Below are 17,329 nucleotides of genomic sequence, written 5' to 3' on the forward strand. Positions count from 1 at the left end.
CTCGGTGAATCGAGGGACACTTCGTGTCAGGTGAAGTCGAGGGTGACGCTGCCCAGTCCGGCGAAGTCGGCCACGAAGTGGTCGCCCGATGCGATGTCGATGGCCCGCGTCGCGGTGCCCGGCAGGATCACGTCGCCTTTGCGCAGGCGCACGCCGAAGCCCTCGACCTTGCGCGCGAGCCAACTCACGGCGTTCAGCGGATGACCCAGTACCGCAGACGAGTTGCCCTTCGCCACGATCTCGCCGTTGCGCGTCAGCGTCGCCTCGATGTCGCCGGTGTCGATCTCGGAGATCGGTACGCGTTGCTGTCCGAGAATCCAGCCACACGACGACGCGTTGTCGGCGATCGTGTCGCACAGGGTGATCTTCCAGTCCTTGATCCGCGAGTCGATCAGCTCGATCGAGGGCACCACCCGCGCGACCGCGTCGATCACGTCCTCATTGGTGCAGCCCTCGCCCGGCAGGTCCTCGCCCAGGATGAAACCGACCTCGACCTCGACGCGCGGGAAGCAGAGTTTCTTGGCATCGATCGGAGTGTGCTCGAAGTACTGCATGTCGTCGAGCAGATGACCGTAATCCGGTTCGTCGACGCCCATCATCTTCTGCATGGCCTCGGAGGCCAGGCCGACCTTGTGTCCCGCGACCTTCGCGCCGGCGTCGAGCCGCTTACGGATGTTGATCAACTGGATCTCGTACGCATCGACCACGTCGAGTTCGGGGTGGGCGTCGGTGGGGCGGTCGATGGCGGTCGCCGTCGCCTCCGCCCGCGCCAGATCGGCTGCGATCTGCCCGCGAATCCCCTGCTCAACCGTCATCGTGCCCTCACCTTCCGCATGTGAACGTGTTCTAGTTTAGAACACGTTGCAGTCTCCGGGCAGTCCTCGGTCCGATCGTCGTGCATTTGGAGGCGTGGCCGAGATCGGTGATGACGTGAGCACCGGGCGACTACGGTTCTCGTCATGAGTTCCGAGTCCCCGAATCCCGTCTCGCCGGACACCGACGACACCGGCGAGGCCGTCCTGACCTCCTTCGACGACGGCGTGGGAAGGCTGACGCTCAACAACCCACGACGCAAGAACGCCATCACCCTCGAGATGGCCGCGGCGATCGAGGAGTTCTGCGACCGGGTCACTGCGGACGGCAACATCGGCGCGGTCGTCGTCGATGCGGCCGGTTCGTACTTCTGCAGCGGAGCGGACACGCGGATCCTCGCCGGCGCCTCGGCCGACCCCGCGGCGCCCGAGTCGGTGGCACAGCTGTCCGCGGTGTACCGCGCGTTCGTGCGGGTCGGCTCGCTGCCGGTGCCGACGGTGGGAGTGGTCATCGGCGGGGCCGTCGGGGCGGGCCTCAACCTCGCACTCGCCGTCGATCTGCTCATCACCACACCAGACTCCGTTCTCGACAGCGGATTCCTCGCTCGCGGCATCCACCCCGGGGGTGGGCACCTCACCCTGCTGAACCGCGCTGTGGGCCGGGCGAACACCATCGCCCTCGCGGTATGCGGACAGTCGCTGTCCGGCGCGGAGGCCGTCGAGCGCGGCCTGGCATACGCAGCGGCGCCGGTGTCGGAGATCCCCCCGATGGTCGACGGCCTCACCGGGCCCGCCGCACGCGACCCCGAGCTGACACGCCGCGTGATGGCGAGCGTCCGACTCGAGCTCGGACCGCCCGCGGTGACGTGGGACTCGGCGATCGAGATCGAACGCGGAACCCAGATGTGGTCGATGGCACGCAAGGGGCAGAACTGGTCGTCCCGCGGTCCCGGCCGGTCATGAGCCAGGAAGCCGTGGACGTTTCCGACGACGTCCTGCGCGCCCTGCGGTCCGAGGTGCGTGAGTTCCTTCGGACCGAACTCGACGAGGGTGCTTTCCGTCCCGACGTCGACAGCTGGATGACGGGTTTCGACCCCGCCTTCAGCCGACGCCTCGGCGAGCATGGCTGGCTGGGGATGACCATGCCCGTCGAATACGGCGGCCAGGGGCGCACGGCCGTCGAGCGTTTCGTGGTCACCGAAGAACTCCTGGCGCACGGTGCACCGGTCGCCGCACACTGGATCGCCGACCGCCAGATGGCCCCCGGCGTCCTCGCCAACGGGACGCAGGTACAGAAGCAGCGCTACATTCCGCAGATCTCAGCGGGCACGATGTTCTTCGCGATCGGGATGAGTGAGCCCGATGCCGGCTCCGACCTGGCGGCGGTCCGCACCCGAGCCACCGACAACGGGGACTCGTGGACGATCAGCGGCACCAAGGTCTGGACGACCGGCGCGCACATAGCGCACGCAATGGTGCTGCTCGCCCGCACCGATGGCACACCCGACGACCGACAGCAGGGACTCTCGCAGTTGGTCGTCGACCTCCCCCACCCGGACATCGAGATCCGTCCACTCGCGAGCATCGACGGCGAGGCGCACTTCAACGAGGTGATCTTCCACGATGCCGTCGTCGACTCCTCGGCCCTGCTCGGTGTGCGCGGCGAAGGTTGGCGACAGGTGATGAGCGAGTTGGCCTTCGAGCGTTCGGGACCCGAACGCTATCTCAGTACACTGCCGCTGCTGCGTGCCTGGACCGACGTGCTCCGCCAGCACGGTGCGACGCCGCACCAGCGAAAAATCCTGGGCGAACTGACTGCACAGGCCTGGGGATTGCGTCAGATGTCGTTGCAGGTGGCGCGTGACCTGGCGGCCGGCGGCAAACCCGACGTGCTCGCGGCGATGGTCAAGGACCTGGGTTCGACCTTCGAAGGCGATCTGGTGTCCGCGATCCGAGATGTCTCGGGCATGAGGCCACGTCGGACCGGCGGCACCGCCTTCGAGCGCGTGCTGACTCAATCCGTCCTGCAAACACCGGCTTTCACTCTGCGTGGGGGTACCAATGAGATCTTGCGCGGCATCGTCGCGCGCGGACTGGGGATGCGATGACCGATCTGGCAGCAGAACTCGCCGCCGCGACGGCCGCCATGGTCGCACGGTTTCCCGTCGACCTGCGGACCCCGGCCACCGAACCCGACCCCACATTGTGGAAGGCACTCGTCGACGCCGGGTTCACCGCTCTCGACGTCCCGGAGGCGGCCGGCGGTCAGGGCGCCGACCTCGCCGACGCTCTCGCCGTCCTCGACACGCTCACCGAGGCCGGCGCGGTCACCCCGTATGTCGAACACGCATTGCTGGCGGCGTGGGTCGCGGGACGCGTCGATCACTCGCTCGACGGGCTGAGTGCGACCGTCGCGGTCGTCGACGAGGCGGCCGTCCGAGGTGACGGAGAGCGAATTCGACTCAGCGGCATCGCGATCGGAGTCCCGTACGCCGCTTCGGCCGACGTCATCGTGATCCTGGCCTCGACCACCGACGATGCGGTGATCGCGGTGGTCGACGGCCGCGGACCGGGGGCACGCATCGAGCCCGGCACTGACCTGATGGGGTCGGACTGCAGCGACATCGTCTTCGACGACGCCGAGGTCACGTTCTCCGCCCCGTCGCCGGTCACGGTCGACGATCTCCGCACGCGTGGGGCGCTCGTCTACGCGGTCGCCTTGGCAGCCGCAGCGCGGGCAGTCCGCGAACGCACGGTCCGGTATGCCGCCGAGCGGGTCCAGTTCGGCCGGCCGTTGACGAAGTTCCAGGCCATCCAACAGAGGCTCGCGCACATGGCCGCGCAGAGCACGATGATGGAGACCGCCGCCCGAGCGGCGACCGACGCGGCGTCGGAAGACATCGTTACGGCCCGCGACGCGATCGCCGCCGCGAAGATCGTCACGTCGCGGTCCGCGCACGAGGTCGCGGCCGCCGCCCATCAGATCCACGGCGCCATCGGGTTCACCGCCGAGCACGCGCTGGGGCGCTTCACCACCGCGTTGTGGACGTGGCGCGACCGGTACGGGACCGAGCACGAATGGTCGGAGGAGTTGGCGGCGCGCATCCTCGACGACGGCCTCGACCCCTGGCACATCATCACCGGCGCGTCGACTGATGACGTCGCCCCTTCTGCAGGACCCGCCGGCAGCTGAGCCCCAACTTCCTTTCGGGCGCCGAGCCGGCCGAGCCCTTCACCTGTCAGTTAAGAACCCTGTCGGGACTGTTATGGGGTAGTCAAACGGGCATTCCACGAGTTGCACGGATCGACTGGTTTCTGGCCTCGTGACAGCCAGCGACGTGCGCCCACCAGAGCACACCCGCTGAGCAAATTCCCAATGACTCCGGTTGTCAGTCGCTCCGTCCATACTTAGACGATGTTGAACCGACACCGCACGCAACATTCCGCGGAAGAAGCAGGAGTCTCCGCGGATTCACCGCCTGGCTCCTCGATCGAGTTGAGATCGCTAGCCCCTGAGTATCTCGAAACACAGCACGCGACCTACGTGCGCCATCTCGAGTCCGCGATTGTAGATCCGAGAAATAGAAACATCGCACTGACGGGCCGGTACGGTTCCGGGAAGTCAAGTATCCTCGATCGCTTCGTCGAGCAGCAGCATAAGGCGAACAAGAAGACGTTGCGCGTGAGCATCAACACCCTCGGCCCAGATGACGACGACGACCTCACGAACCGGATTCAGAAGGAACTAGTAAAACAACTAGTTTACCGCGCACAGCCCGGTCAGATTCGTCGGTCTCGTTTCGCACGCCGGCGGACTCTGACTTGGAAGAACACTCTCGCAGAAGCTGTTTGCGCTAGTGCTGTACTCGTTGGCCTGCTTTGGCTGTTTGGAGTTCGACCAGTTCAAAATGCACTGGGTCCCGATAGCTCTGTTCTGTCATTTCTCGCCTTTTTCATCTTGGTTACTCTTACCGCGTGGGCGGGCCGCTGGATTGTCGGTAACCGTCTAGTCTCCCAGTTCTCGACGGGCGGTACCTCGATCTCGTTCGAAGAGCGCACAGACTCTTTCTTCGATGAATATCTAGATGAAATCATGGCATTCTTCGAGGCTACCAGGCCGGACCTTGTGCTGTTTGAGGACTTGGATCGTTTTGATGATCCTCGTATATTTGACTCGTTGCGTGAACTTAATACCCTGATCAATGCGTCCGCCCACTGGGCAGACCGTATGCACCCACTCCAGTTTATCTATGCAATAAAAGATAGCCTTTTCGAGAAGCTCGGTGAAGATCTAGGCGACGCCAAACCGCCTGTAGCCGAGAACCCATCAACGAATGGACAAAACTCGCTCGCAGACTCACCCGTCGCGACTAAAGTCGATACAGCAAAAGAAGCAGTAGAGCGCGCCAATAGAACCAAATTTTTCGAAGTGGTAGTCCCAGTAGTTCCATTCCTATCGCACAATAACGCGCGAGATCTGTTGCAGATAGAAATCGATGCCAGACAACTCCCTAGAGATTCGCAGATTTCTCGTGGATTGCTTGACCTCGTCGCGCGGCATACCACCGACATGCGCCTAATGAAAAACATTTGTAACGAATTCGTGGTGTTCGCCCAGCGTCTTCTGTGGATTGACTCGCCAGCTCCAGGTTTGACCCAAGACACTCTGTTTAGCCTTGTGGTGTACAAGAACTTTCACTTGGCGGATTTTGAGCGATTAGCACATCGCGAGAGTGCTTTGGACTCGCTTGATAACGAGCGAGATTTACTGGTTGCACATGCCGTTAAGCAACTTCAAGAAGAAAAGCAGGAACTACTGAGCGGTGAACGCCTCCGTCGAGATCAAGCGCAGATAGCTGCGCTACTCGGTAAACGACTCCTCCTGCTATACCAAGATACAGGTAGTTCAATCGCTTCCTTGGCAGTCGGCAATGAAACCCTAAACGCAGACGTAATCCATCAAGCATCATTCTGGTCCAAAGTGGCCAAGAACCGCCAACTCAGCGTCACGTTACGTCACAAGTCTGGCCATGCGGACAATCCAACATTTGGACAGGAAGATCTGAACCAGCTATTTTCAGAGGCACTGGACGTCCGCCTCTGGCAAGGTCCCGATAGCGAGGAGACGTCGGCTAAGGTGGCTGAACTCAATAGTGAAATTGCTGCGATTCGTGGTGCAGACTACGCATCCCTCGCGACAGAGAACCGTTTCACTCTGGGCGGGAGAACCTTCAATGCGGCTGTCAACGAAGTTCTTGAGTCGGAGCTTGCCCGTGACCTGGTGCGTGGCGGTTTTGTTAATCGATACTACGCGGAATACTCGGCTGCTTTTTATGGTGCGTTTATTGGTGTTGACGTCGCGAACTTTTTCCGCAACAGTGTATGGCCAAACAAAATGAAACCGGATTTTCAATTTTCAGCGCGTAGCGCAATTGAAAACGTAATTGAGCAAGCGCCCGCGGATTTTACCCGCTCCCGCAGCTGTCTTAACATTCAAATCGTGGACTACATGCTACGGGAATCGACCAGCAAGGCGCAGGAAGTGGTGCGCTTTCTAGTTTCCGATTTTGGCCCGGATGCGCAAGATTTCTTGAAAGCTTTTCTACGAGAAGAAGCGACCTGTAAGTCAGAGCTGGTCAAACTTTTATCTGACCTACCCTGGCGGGAGTTGTTCGATCGCCTGGCTTTAGATGAATATGTCCTCGATGAGGGAACCAGGACTTCTTTGCTAGATGCGGCTCTGTTAAGCGCAAGGGCTGACCATTCCTACGACCTCAGCGAACAGACTCGCGCGCTAATAGTCGAACGACACACGAAGTTTGAGGCGCTGACCATAGAGCAGAAAGCGGACACGGCTCGGACTATTTTCGAACTTGTTAGTAGAGCGGGACTTCTCGCCCCTTCGCTGCGCCCATTGTCCGCTTCAATGCGCCCACTATTTGCTGAGCGCGGTGCGTACGAACTCACAGCAGACAACCTACGTATAGCCATTGGTCTCCCTGACGAGGAGCCAATCGCCTTGGAACAAGTTCGCAATCATGCGCCCACTTGGGAACGGTGCAAGAACGACTTCGGCGCATACTTGGACACTGTTGGTCAAGACAGCTCAACTATCTACGCAGTACAGACACCGTCTGTACTGATTGAAGTCGTCTCCGAAGAGTGCGAGTCCTGGTCCAGCGATCAAATCAAGGGGTTGCTCGAGCGGAGTGCTCCCGCAGCAAGTTTGAGCGACATCACTCAAGTTCCGCAGGAGGTGTGGCCAGTATTCGTTACGACACGCCGCGTAGTACCCAGTGCAGTCAATCTTCATGCCTATGCAACTGTCCACGGTGTGGACGAGAGTTTATCCAACCTGCTCATGGTTGAGTCTGGGGTCCAAGTTGAGATAGCTGCAGTGGAAGACGCGGAACCGACTACCGTCAGAGAATTGATGGTGAGCATTCTCAACGCGTCCTCCGTTCTTGGGTCGCGTGACCGCGTCAATCTCGCGCTCCAGCTCTCCACTGGGGCCGTTGAGGTCAGCGAACTCGAACCATCCGGCGATGACCTGCTGGCTGACTTACTTGAATCCGAGCTCGTACCCGACACGGCGGAGAGCTTCAAGCACTTCGTATCTGCAGGATGGAACGCAGTATCTAGGGCGTTCGCGACCTCTGCAGCGGCGCCAGATTTCATCTCACCTGAGCTTGTTGGCGGCCACGTAGCAACCCTGCTGAGGGACCCGCACGTCCCCAGGAAGATCAAGGCTCAAGTAGTAGGAGAGCTGTCAGCATACCCAGACTCAAGCGATGTGCAGACGCTCCGCGAGGCCGCGTCCTTCGCATATACCAACAAGGTGCCGTTACCGCTCTCGCAGCTCGAGTTGATCGCTCCTCACGTAACCGACCCAGAACACTTGATGTGGCAGATAGCGACCACGGCCGATGGTCTCGATGGGACGGCCATTGTTGGCCTCCTCCGAGTGATGGGAGGCGACTACTCTGGCTTCGGCGGTCCGCCTGGACACCAGTTTGACGTGCCGGTTACTGAGTCGACCAAAGAGGTTCTGAATCAGATCCGAGGTGCTGGTCTCGTTGAACTTCCTCGTGGTGGTGCCCGGAACCGCAGACGAGTCACGCTGGCGTAAACACGACTTCTTCTCCTCCGCCAATTGTGTGGTCGTACGTAGGCGAGACCACGCCCCGGGCCACTTTGAGGTGTGTTCAATCGACCTCTCTCGCAAGAGGGAAACCTACAAGCAGTGGGATCCGCGCCGCCCCGACCAGCAACTCGTCCCTGCGCCACATGGACAGATCTGCACCTGCGGCCCCTACCCCTGGCGCCCCATTTCTGAAACGTGTTCTAATTCAGGTAGAACACGTTCCAGCTGCGCGCACGAAGGGGACCCCATGGCCGGCTCGACCGAACCAGAACAGACCAGTACCCAACCCGAGACCCCTGGACCCGAGACCTTCGACGTCGTCGTCGTCGGGGCCGGAGCTGCGGGCCTGAGCGCGGCGATCACCGCAGCTCAGAAGGGCTTGTCGACGGTCCTGATCGAGAAATCGCCGTACTGGGGCGGCTCGACGTCGCGCTCGGGGGGCGGGGTCTGGATCCCGAACAACTCGGTCCTCCGCCGCGACGGCGTGACCGACACCCCGGACAAGGCCCGCGAGTACGTCCACGCGATCATCGGCGAACACGCGCCCGCCGACCGCATCGACGCCTACATCGACCGCGGACCCGAGGCGCTGGACTTCCTGATGGCGCACGCCCCCCTCGACCTCGAGTGGGTCAAGAACTACTCCGACTACTACCCGGAGGCGCCCGGCGGCCGGCTCGCCGGACGGTCGATCGAGCCCCGCCCGTTCGACGCGCGCCGCCTCGGTGACGACCTGAAGACGCTGCACCCGCAGTACACCAAGGCGCCGCTGAACATGGTCGTGCTGCAGTCGGACTACCGCTGGCTCAACACCGGCCTGCGGCACTGGCGCGGCCCGCTGCGAATGGCGAAGGTCGGCAGCCGGTTCTTCTGGGCACGCAGCCGCGGCAAGAAGCTGATCGCGATGGGTGCCGCCCTCGCGGCCGAGCTCCTCCTCGGTGTCCGCGAGGCAGGCGTCCCGATCCGGTTGAACACCGGCCTGGCCGACCTCATCACCGAAGACGGTCGCGTCGTCGGCGTGATCGCCGAATCCGACGGCAAGCGCGTCGAGATCCGGGCCCGCCACGGCGTGATCCTCGCCTGCGGCGGATTCGAACACAACGACGAGATGCGCAAGAAGTATCAGCGCGACCCGATCGGCTCCGAGTGGACCACCGGCGCCCCCAGCAACACCGGCGACGGCATCAACGCCGGCCTCAAGATCGGCGCCGCGGTGTCGCTCATGGACGACGCCTGGTGGGGTCCGACGATCCCGCTGCCGCGCGGTCCGTGGTTCGCGCTGTCGGAGCGGGCGGTACCGGGCACCTTCATGGTGAACACGCGCGGGCAGCGCTACATGAACGAGTCGCTGCCGTATGTCGAAGCGGTACACCAGATGTACGGCGGCGAGTTCGGCCAGGGCGAGGGCCCCGGCGAGAACGTGCCGTCGTGGCTCATCTTCGACCAGCGGTGCCGAAACCGCTACCTCTTCGCCGGGATCAACGCGCGACAGCCGTTGCCCAAGAAGTGGTTCGAGTCGGGCGTCGTCGTGAAGGCCGACAGCATCAGCGAACTCGCCGACAAGATCGGCGTCCCGGCCGACGCGCTCACCGCGACCACCGAGCGGTTCAACGGCTTTGCCCGCAAGGGTGTCGACGAAGACTTCGGCCGTGGCACAAGCGGTTACGACCACTACTACGGCGACATCACCAACAAGCCCAACCCGAGCCTCGGCGAGGTCAGCAAGGGTCCGTTCTACGCGGTCAAGATGGTCCCGGGCGATCTCGGCACCAAGGGCGGGATCAACGCCGACGCCTCGGGTCGGGCACTGCGGGCCGACGGCTCCGTCATCGAGGGTCTCTACGCGGCGGGCAACACCAGCGCGCCGGTCATGGGGCACACGTACGCCGGCCCGGGCGCGACGATCGGTCCGGCCATGGTCTTCGGATACCTGGCCGCCACCGACATCGCCGCCAAGGCCGCCACCCCGACATCGACAGGAGCCTGACCCGATGCCCATCGACCTCTCCGTCGCCCTCGGTGCCGAACTGCCCGAGGTGAGTTTCGAATGGTCGGCCTCCGACGCCGCCCTCTACAACCTCGCGGTGGGTGCCGCTGCGGACCCGATGGACACCACCGGGCTCGAGTACATCCACGACGCGACGCCCAAGGTGCTGCCCACCTTCGCCACCGTGGCCGCCGGGTTCCACACCACCGAGCCCCCGAAGGTCTCGTTCCCCGGCATCGACATCGACCTCGCGAAGGTCGTCCACGGCAGCCAGCAGGTGACCGCCTACCGGCCGCTGCCGGCCGCCGGCAAGGCGACCACCCGCACCCGGATCGCCGAGATCCAGGACAAGGGTTCGGCCGCGGTGATCGTGCAGGAGTCGGTGACCACCGACGACGGCGGGCAGACCCTCTGGACGTCCCGCTCGTCGATCTTCGCGAAGGGCGAGGGCGGGTTCGGCGGCGAACGCGGTTCGTCGGCCAAGGTCGACTACCCCGACCGCGCGCCGGATCATCGCCTCACCGTTGCGACGCTCCCCCAGCAGGCATTGCTCTACCGCTTGTGCGGAGACCGCAACCCGCTGCACTCCGACCCCGAATTCGCCTCCCGCGCGGGCTTTCCCCGGCCCATCCTGCACGGCCTGTGCACGTACGGCACGGTCTGCCGCGTGATCGTCGACGCGGTCCTCGACGGCGACGTGACCGCGGTCGCCGACTACTCGGCGTCGTTCGCGGGCGTGGTGTTCCCGGGCGAGACCCTCGCGGTCGAGGTCTGGGAGGACGGCTCCCGGTTGCTGGCCACCGCGACCGTCGTCGAACGCGACGGCGCGAAGGCCCTCGGCAATGTGGTCTGCGAACGTCGCCAGTAGAACCGCCGTCGCGACAGCGGGGCCGCAGCCCGGAGACGCGGTCGCGTGGGGCCAGTACGCTACACACGCGGACCGCGAGGCGGCCCGCAGGTTCCACGTCGCATATCCCCGAGGAGACGCCCATGAGCGATTCGCTGACGCCCCTACTCGCCGACAACCGCAGTGCACTGGTGACCGACCTCGTCGGTGTCATCGACGCCGAGGTGGCCGACCAGTCGGGTCTGAGCGGCGCCGCTGTGAAGACCGCCTACTCCGCGGTGCAGAAGGTGAAGCCCGGTGTCGTGCGCAGCGCCACCGATCAGATGGCCGAGGACTTCCTGAAGGCGCTGGCGCCGTTCTGGGACTCCAAGCCTGCCGGTGTCGCCTTCGGCGATCACCTCTCGGCCAACGGAGATGCCGCGGCCGAGGCCCTGCTGTCGGTGACCGACCAGCAGGCCGAGACCGCCAAGCCCGCACTCGCGAAGGCGTACAACTCGCTGCGCGGCAAGGGGAAGAAGTACGTGATCGCGGCACTGCCGCGTCTGGGTGCCGCCATCGAGCGGCACGCCGCCTAGCAGTCGGCGCGCGCGTCGTCGGCGGTCGCACCGACCTCCCCAGAGGGTCGGGTCAGACCGCTGACGACGCGATGGCCACGAGTGCCACGACGACGCCGATGAGTGCGGCGAGCATCGACAGCACACGCCACACATGGACGCGGGCGGGCGAGATCTCGGTCCCGTTCGGGGCGACGTCGGGCGATGCGGCCGCGGTCGCGGCAGCGGGAGTAGCAGCGGCGGGGGTTCGTGCGATTCGGGGTGAGGCCATGACCTGTCACCACTTTCGGTTGTCCGGGGCCAACGGGGACCGGCGCGGTCTCGCGTTCGCCCGGTATCGATACTGCAGTGATAAATGTGTCACAAGTTACTCGAGTAGCGTCGGCGCCCACATAGCGTGTCGCGATAACGAAACCGCAACACCGCGGTGGCGGCGAACGTGCCGACCGAACCGGTTCCGCATGCCGACCCCGAAACCGCAGGACGCCGAATGAGATTACCGTCCGCCATCCGCCTCGACGCCCGGTCCGCCTGGCTTGTCCTCGTCGCCTGCCTGTCGGTCAGCATGGTCGTGGCCGCCATGGCCGCCCTCAACACGGCCCTGCCCGACATCGCGATCGACACCGGCGCCGACGCCGGTCAGATGACCTGGATCGTCGACGGTTACACCCTGGCGCTCGCGGCGCTCCTGCTCCCGGCGGGCGCGATCGGCGATCGGCTGGGGCGCCGTGAGGTACTGATCGCCGGCCTTCTCCTCTTCGGCATCGCCTCGCTGGTGGCGATCTGGGTGGACGGCCCGACCCAGCTGATCCTGGCCCGGTGCTTCGCCGGCGCCGCTGCGGCGCTGATCATGCCCACCACGTTGTCCCTCATCACGTCCGGGATGCCGGAAGGTCAACGCGCGGTCGGGATCAGCATCTGGTCGGCGATCGCCGGCGGCGGCGCCATCGCCGGCTTCCTGGTCACCGGGCTTCTCCTGGAGTTCTTCTCCTGGCACTCGATCTTCATCACCTTCGCCGCGGCGTCAGCCGTCGCGGCCGCGCTGTGCCTGACGATCGGCACCTCCAAGGACAGCGACCCCGGTCGCTTCGACATCCCGGGGACCGTCTGTTCGGTCCTGGCCATCACCGGCGTCGTCCTCGGTCTGCTCGAGGCACCTCATCGGGGCTGGGCGGATCCCGTTGTCCTGATCTGCATCGTGGGCGGCGTCCTGCTCGCGGGCGGGTTCGTCGCCGTGGAACTGCGTTCGACGTCGCCGCTGTTCGACGTCCGGTTGCTCGGCAACCGCGCCTTCGGGTCCGGGGCGCTGTCGGTCGCGGTCCAGTTCCTCGCCTCGTTCGGCATGTTCTACCTGCTGCTGCAGTTGCTGCAGCTGGTCTTCGATTACACCCCGCTGCAGTCGGCGGTCGCGCTGATGCCGTTCGTGGCCGGCGTCGGCCTCACCACGCTCATCGCGAACTGGCTTGCCGTACGACTGGATTCGCTCAAGTTCGTCATCGCCGCCGGCGCCCTGCTGTCCGGCGTCGGGCTGATCCTCCTCGGATCGTTCCGTTACGAGACGTATTGGACGCTCGCCGGCGTGGTCGCATTGATAGCGGTCGGGATCGGTCTGGCGTCGGCGCCCGCCACGACGGCCATCATGTCCAACACCCCGCTCGACAACCAGGGCGTCGGCTCGGCCGTGAACGACACCGCCCGGGAGATCGGCGCGGCGATCGGTATCGCGATCGCGGGCAGCATCGTCGCCGCGGGATACCAGTCGCGCATCGGCGAGACCGCACAACTGGCCCGCGATCAACTGACCGCCGCCGGTGAGCAGCGCATCGCCGCCGGCGACACCGCCGGCGGCCAGGCCATGGTCGCCCAGGCCGACCAGGCCGGGACGCTGATCGAGCGATCCCTCGCCGAGGCGACGGTCGTCGTGGACCGGTTGTCCGGTCAGGCCGCATCGCTCGCGGAGAAGATCGCCGACGGCAGTCAAGAGGCGTTCTACGTGCCGTTCGAGTACGCCTGCCTCGTCCTGGGCGGGATCATGCTCGTCAGTTCGGTCGCGCTGCTGTGGCTCACGCCGCGACGCATCGTCGAGGTGCCGCCGACCATCGAGTCCGACCCCGACCAGGACCGCGACGACACCTACGCCCGCGACTGAGTAGCCTGTCCCGGTGGTACTCACCGCGGACAGCATCGCCGGCACCCTGGTCGGAGTCGCCGCCCTGCTCGTGGTGATCGTCGCGACCGTTGTCGCCCAGCGTGTTCCGGCCGTTGTGGTGGCCGCACCGGTCGCCGCGCTGCTCCTCGCGCTCGGCCTGGCCGACGTCGAGCAGGCCGCCGACGATATCGCCACGATGGCGCCGACCATCGGCTTCCTGGCCGCGATGCTGGTGATCGCCGACGCCTGTGCCCGCGCCGGGGTCTTCACCTGGATCGGCGCCCTCCTGGCCCGGTGGAGTCGGGCCTCGCCACATCGGTTGTTGCGCATCGTCTTCCTGGCCGCGGCGACGACGACCGCGGTCCTCAGTATCGACACCACGATCGTCCTGCTGACGCCGGTCGCCGTCGCCACCGCGCGGCGGATCGGGGCGCCGGTGACCCCGGTCGCGTTCGCGAACGCCCACCTGGCCAACACCGCGTCGACCCTCATGCCGGTGTCGAACCTGACCAACCTCCTGGCGTTCTCCGCGACCGGGCTGACCTTCCTCGGCTTCACCGGCGTCATGCTGGCACCCTGGATCGCCGCGATCGTCGTCGAATACCTCATCTTCCGGATGTACTTCGCCGACTCGCTCGCGCGCGCTGCCCCGGCAGCCGATTCGACCGCCGGCGATCCGGCTCCGGTGGATGCGCCGCCCCGCCCCACCCTCATGCTGGTGATGCTCGGCTTGCTGCTGCTCGCCTTCGTCGTGACCGAACCGCTGGGCGTCCCGTTGGCCGCGGTGGCCGGCGTGGGCGCGGTCGCCTTCACGGTGCCGCGGTTGCTCGACGCACCGCTGCCCACTGTGCGGGAGACGGTGCAGGCCCTGAACATCCCGTTCCTCGGATTCGTCGCCGTGCTCGGTGTCGTCATCCTCCCGGTGCGAACCGGCCCGATCGGCGACTGGATCGGCAACCTCATCCCGGATGACTCATCACTCCTCGCGCTGCTCGCGGTCGCCGCGCTGGCCGCGGTCCTCGCCAACCTGGTGAACAACCTGCCCGCCACCCTGCTGCTCATCCCGCTCGTCGCCCACGAGCCCGGCCTGGTCCTGGCGATGCTCCTCGGCGTCAACCTCGGACCCAACCTCGCCTACTTCGGGTCGCTGGCCAACCTGCTGTGGCGCGACATCATGCACCGCGACGGCTCCGGCGGGGGCACGGGCGCCCCGACCTCCCGCGAGTACCTACGCCTCGGCGCACTCACCGTTCCCGCCACGCTCGTCGTCGCGGTGGTCGCACTGTGGGCGGTGGTGCGGCTGACGTCCGTGGCTTGACCCAGGTGACCTCGACGGACGCGGCGGCCTCGCTGCGCTCGGTCGACGCTGCTCGGCCAGCAGAACGGGACGCCGCGGCCTCGCTGCGCTCGGTCGACGCTGCTCGGCCAGCAGAACGGGACGCGGCCTCGCTGCAGCTCAGTCGACGGTGCTCGACCAGCAGTGGGGGCCACCGGCCCCGGCGCGCTCGCCCGCGCCCCGGTTCCTACCATGACCTTCATGCTCGCCGCGCTCTTGTCCTTCGTCGTCACCGCGACGCTGATCGTGCTCTTGCCGGGTCCGGACACGCTGGTGGTCCTGCGCGGAGTGGTCCGTGGTGGACGCGGCGAAGCCTTCCGGACCGCCGCCGGCATCGTGTGCGGACTGATGGTCTGGGTCACCGCCGCGGTCCTGGGCCTGTCGGCATTGCTGCAGGCCAGCGAGACCGGTTACGAGATCCTCAAGATCGTCGGGGCCTGCTACCTCGTGTGGATGGGTATCAGCTCGGTCCGCGCGCTGCTGCGCGCCGCACCTGATCTCGCGGCATCGCAGGACGTGGTCGAGCCGCCCGCGGGCGGGAAGGCGGGAGTGCTGTTCTCCGGTTTCACCGCCGGCCTGCTCACCAACATCCTCAACCCGAAGATCGGCATCCTGTTCATCAGTCTCCTGCCCGGCTTCGTGCCGGACGGCTACTCGACGGGATGGACGACCCTCGGGTTGGGGGCCATCTACATCGCGCTGACCGCCGCGTACTTCACCGTGCTGGTGGGCGCCGCGGGGCGGATCGCCGGATGGCTGCAGAGCGCACGAATCCGCCGTCGCGTCGAAGCGATCGGCGGAGTCGCGTTGATCGGGCTCGGAGTGCGCCTGGCACTCGAGGGCTGATCAGACCGGGGCGGCCTCGTTCGCCGCGGCCGCGACCTTGGCCCAGCGGTAGTCGGCCTTGCCGGCCGGGGTCCGCTTGACCTCGTCGACGAAGACGACCGTGCGGGGCACCTTGTAGCGGGCGAGGGTCTCCCGGCAGTGGTCCTGGATCTCCTCCAACGACGGCTCGTCGGCCCCGTCGGCGACGTTGACCACCGCCGCGACCCGCTGGCCGTACTTCTCGTCGGGAACCGGGACGACGAGCGCGTCAGCGATCGCCGGATGCGCGTGCAGCACCGCCTCGACCTCCTCGGCGTAGACCTTCTCGCCGCCGGTGTTGATGCACTGCGAACCGCGTCCGAGGAAAACGATCGAACCGTCGGCCTCCACGGTGCCCATGTCGCCCAGGATCGAGATCCGGGTGCCGTCGGCCAGCGTCGGGAAGGTCTTCGCCGTCTTCTCCTCGTCCTTGTAGTAGCCGAGCGGGACGTTGCCGATGCGCGCGATGTAACCGACCTCGCCCGAGCCGGGCTCGATCTTGTTGTGCCGTTCGTCGACGACCATCATCCGGTCCGTCGGCGGGACCTTCAGGTTTCCGTTCTCGTCCATCATGATCTCGCCGTCGTTGCCCGACTCCGACGCACCGAAGTTGTCGCGCAGCACCAGATCCGGTTTCACCGCGAGCATCCGGTCCCGCACGTGCTGGGACCAGATCGCGCCGCCGGAGGTGATCGAGAACATCGACGACAGATCGACGGAGTCCTTCCGCTTCTCGAGCTCCTCGACGAGCGGCATGCCCATGGCGTCGCCGACGATGAGGACGATGTTGACTTTCTCCTTCTCGATCTCGGTCACGATCGCCTCGGGATCGAAGTCGCGCTGGATGACCAGCCGGCCACCGAGGGTGAAGAACGTGAACAACGAGTACGACGCCGCGCCGTGCATCAGCGGTGCCGCGAGCAGGAACGCGATGGGCGGGAAATCCTTGACCGCCGTGCCGATCTCCTCGAGGTCCTTGCGGGCCTCGCCGTAGGGGTTGCCCCCCGACAGCGGCTTGCGGAAGAAGTCGTCGTGCTGCCACATGACACCCTTCGGGTAACCCGTGGTGCCGCCGGTGTACAGCAGGTACAGCTCTTCGCCGGTGCGCGGCTCGAAGTCCCGGCCGTCGGGCTTGGACTCCGCGTCGGCGAACGACACGATCTCCACGACGCGCCCGTCGGGCAGGTCGGCGACCGCCGCACGGAGTTCCTCGACGATGTCGCCGATGACGAACACCGTTCGCACGGTGGGGGTCTCGGCGAGCAGCGCGGCGACGCTGCGCTGGTGCTCCGGCAGTTCGACGATGATCGCGCGGGAGTCGGAGTTGTCGAAGATGTACTGCAGTTCGGCGTTGGTGTAGCGGTAGTTCACGTTGACCGGGACCGCGCGCACCTTCAGCAGTCCCAGCAGGCTAGTCACGTGTTCGATGCTGTTCTTCAGGAACAGCGCGACGTTGTCGAACGCACCGATCCCCGCGCCGGCGAACAGATGCGCCACCTGATTGGAGAGGGTGTCGAGTTCGGCATAGCTGATCTGGCGACTCTGGTAGCTGAGCGCGATCCGCTCGGGCACCGAGTCGGCGACGGTCTCGAAGACATCGGCGAGGTTGAACTTCATCGTGCGCGCTCCTTGGTCA

13 protein-coding genes are annotated in these 17,329 nt (G+C 65.4%); 10 read left to right on the forward strand and 3 right to left on the reverse strand.

Annotated elements, in window-relative coordinates:
• Positions 1–26: 26 nt before the first annotated feature.
• Positions 27–815: a 2-keto-4-pentenoate hydratase gene (locus KB201_RS09055; RefSeq protein ID WP_211538934.1), complete on the reverse strand. Its 789-nt coding sequence runs from the start codon at positions 813–815 to the stop codon at positions 27–29.
• Positions 816–959: 144 nt separating this feature from the next.
• Here KB201_RS09055 and KB201_RS09060 point away from each other — a divergent pair, with 144 nt between their 5' ends.
• The 7 genes from KB201_RS09060 to KB201_RS09090 all read left to right on the forward strand — a co-directional run bounded on the left by KB201_RS09060 (position 960) and on the right by KB201_RS09090 (position 11,365).
• The gene (locus tag KB201_RS09060; protein ID WP_068970495.1) at positions 960–1,775 is read left to right on the forward strand and encodes an enoyl-CoA hydratase-related protein; all 816 of its coding nucleotides are present in this window, start codon (positions 960–962) and stop codon (positions 1,773–1,775) included.
• A complete protein-coding gene (locus tag KB201_RS09065) occupies positions 1,772–2,920 on the forward strand; it encodes an acyl-CoA dehydrogenase family protein (protein WP_068970504.1) in 1,149 nt (382 codons plus the stop codon). Before KB201_RS09060 ends, KB201_RS09065 begins: the two co-directional genes overlap by 4 nt.
• Positions 2,917–4,005: an acyl-CoA dehydrogenase family protein gene (locus tag KB201_RS09070; protein ID WP_068970494.1), complete on the forward strand. Its 1,089-nt coding sequence runs from the start codon at positions 2,917–2,919 to the stop codon at positions 4,003–4,005. The genes KB201_RS09065 and KB201_RS09070 overlap by 4 nt, the downstream gene beginning before the upstream one ends.
• Positions 4,006–4,227: 222 nt before the next feature.
• On the forward strand, positions 4,228–7,941 hold the full coding sequence (locus tag KB201_RS09075) for a P-loop NTPase fold protein (RefSeq protein WP_139115458.1): 3,714 nt from the start codon (positions 4,228–4,230) through the stop codon (positions 7,939–7,941).
• A gap of 262 nt (positions 7,942–8,203) precedes the next feature.
• Positions 8,204–9,943 (forward strand): 3-oxosteroid 1-dehydrogenase, encoded by a 1,740-nt coding sequence (kstD, locus tag KB201_RS09080; protein WP_068970492.1) that lies wholly within the window; start codon positions 8,204–8,206, stop codon positions 9,941–9,943.
• Positions 9,944–9,947: 4 nt separating this feature from the next.
• Positions 9,948–10,811 (forward strand): MaoC/PaaZ C-terminal domain-containing protein, encoded by an 864-nt coding sequence (locus KB201_RS09085; protein WP_078111652.1) that lies wholly within the window; start codon positions 9,948–9,950, stop codon positions 10,809–10,811.
• Positions 10,812–10,933: 122 nt separating this feature from the next.
• Positions 10,934–11,365: a hypothetical protein gene (locus KB201_RS09090; RefSeq protein WP_058251180.1), complete on the forward strand. Its 432-nt coding sequence runs from the start codon at positions 10,934–10,936 to the stop codon at positions 11,363–11,365.
• Between the two features lie 52 nt (positions 11,366–11,417).
• On the opposite strand, the gene KB201_RS09095 is transcribed toward KB201_RS09090, so the two are convergent.
• Positions 11,418–11,615: a hypothetical protein gene (locus tag KB201_RS09095; RefSeq protein ID WP_065629132.1), complete on the reverse strand. Its 198-nt coding sequence runs from the start codon at positions 11,613–11,615 to the stop codon at positions 11,418–11,420.
• Between the two features lie 219 nt (positions 11,616–11,834).
• Between KB201_RS09095 and KB201_RS09100 the strand changes: the two genes are divergently transcribed.
• The 3 genes from KB201_RS09100 (at position 11,835) to KB201_RS09110 (ending at position 15,675) form a co-directional block, all read left to right on the forward strand.
• Entirely contained in the window at positions 11,835–13,493 is a 1,659-nt protein-coding gene (locus KB201_RS09100; RefSeq protein WP_205333422.1) for an MFS transporter, read from the forward strand.
• A gap of 13 nt (positions 13,494–13,506) precedes the next feature.
• Positions 13,507–14,811 carry an SLC13 family permease gene (locus KB201_RS09105; RefSeq protein WP_211538936.1) on the forward strand — a complete coding sequence of 435 codons (1,305 nt, stop codon included), beginning with the start codon at positions 13,507–13,509 and terminating at the stop codon, positions 14,809–14,811.
• Positions 14,812–15,030: 219 nt separating this feature from the next.
• Complete coding sequence (locus KB201_RS09110; protein ID WP_211538938.1) at positions 15,031–15,675, forward strand: LysE family translocator; 645 nt, start codon at positions 15,031–15,033, stop codon at positions 15,673–15,675.
• Here the strand turns inward: KB201_RS09110 and KB201_RS09115 are convergent, their stop codons facing one another.
• Positions 15,676–17,310 (reverse strand): acyl-CoA synthetase, encoded by a 1,635-nt coding sequence (locus KB201_RS09115; RefSeq protein WP_211538940.1) that lies wholly within the window; start codon positions 17,308–17,310, stop codon positions 15,676–15,678.
• Between the last annotated feature and the right edge of the window lie 19 nt (positions 17,311–17,329).

The organism is Gordonia sp. SCSIO 19800 (assembly GCF_018132775.1).
GTDB lineage: Bacteria > Actinomycetota > Actinomycetes > Mycobacteriales > Mycobacteriaceae > Gordonia > Gordonia hongkongensis.

Excerpts from the sequence above, each read along its gene's own strand:
- KB201_RS09055 (WP_211538934.1), bottom strand. The coding sequence starts at position 815 with ATGACGGTTGAGCAGGGGATTCGCGGGCAGATCGCAGCCGATCTGGCG.
- KB201_RS09060 (WP_068970495.1), top strand. The coding sequence starts at position 960 with ATGAGTTCCGAGTCCCCGAATCCCGTCTCGCCGGACACCGACGACACC.
- KB201_RS09065 (WP_068970504.1), top strand. The coding sequence starts at position 1,772 with ATGAGCCAGGAAGCCGTGGACGTTTCCGACGACGTCCTGCGCGCCCTG.
- KB201_RS09070 (WP_068970494.1), top strand. The coding sequence starts at position 2,917 with ATGACCGATCTGGCAGCAGAACTCGCCGCCGCGACGGCCGCCATGGTC.
- KB201_RS09075 (WP_139115458.1), top strand. The coding sequence starts at position 4,228 with ATGTTGAACCGACACCGCACGCAACATTCCGCGGAAGAAGCAGGAGTC.
- kstD (WP_068970492.1), top strand. The coding sequence starts at position 8,204 with ATGGCCGGCTCGACCGAACCAGAACAGACCAGTACCCAACCCGAGACC.
- KB201_RS09085 (WP_078111652.1), top strand. The coding sequence starts at position 9,948 with ATGCCCATCGACCTCTCCGTCGCCCTCGGTGCCGAACTGCCCGAGGTG.
- KB201_RS09090 (WP_058251180.1), top strand. The coding sequence starts at position 10,934 with ATGAGCGATTCGCTGACGCCCCTACTCGCCGACAACCGCAGTGCACTG.
- KB201_RS09095 (WP_065629132.1), bottom strand. The coding sequence starts at position 11,615 with ATGGCCTCACCCCGAATCGCACGAACCCCCGCCGCTGCTACTCCCGCT.
- KB201_RS09100 (WP_205333422.1), top strand. The coding sequence starts at position 11,835 with ATGAGATTACCGTCCGCCATCCGCCTCGACGCCCGGTCCGCCTGGCTT.
- KB201_RS09110 (WP_211538938.1), top strand. The coding sequence starts at position 15,031 with ATGCTCGCCGCGCTCTTGTCCTTCGTCGTCACCGCGACGCTGATCGTG.
- KB201_RS09115 (WP_211538940.1), bottom strand. The coding sequence starts at position 17,310 with ATGAAGTTCAACCTCGCCGATGTCTTCGAGACCGTCGCCGACTCGGTG.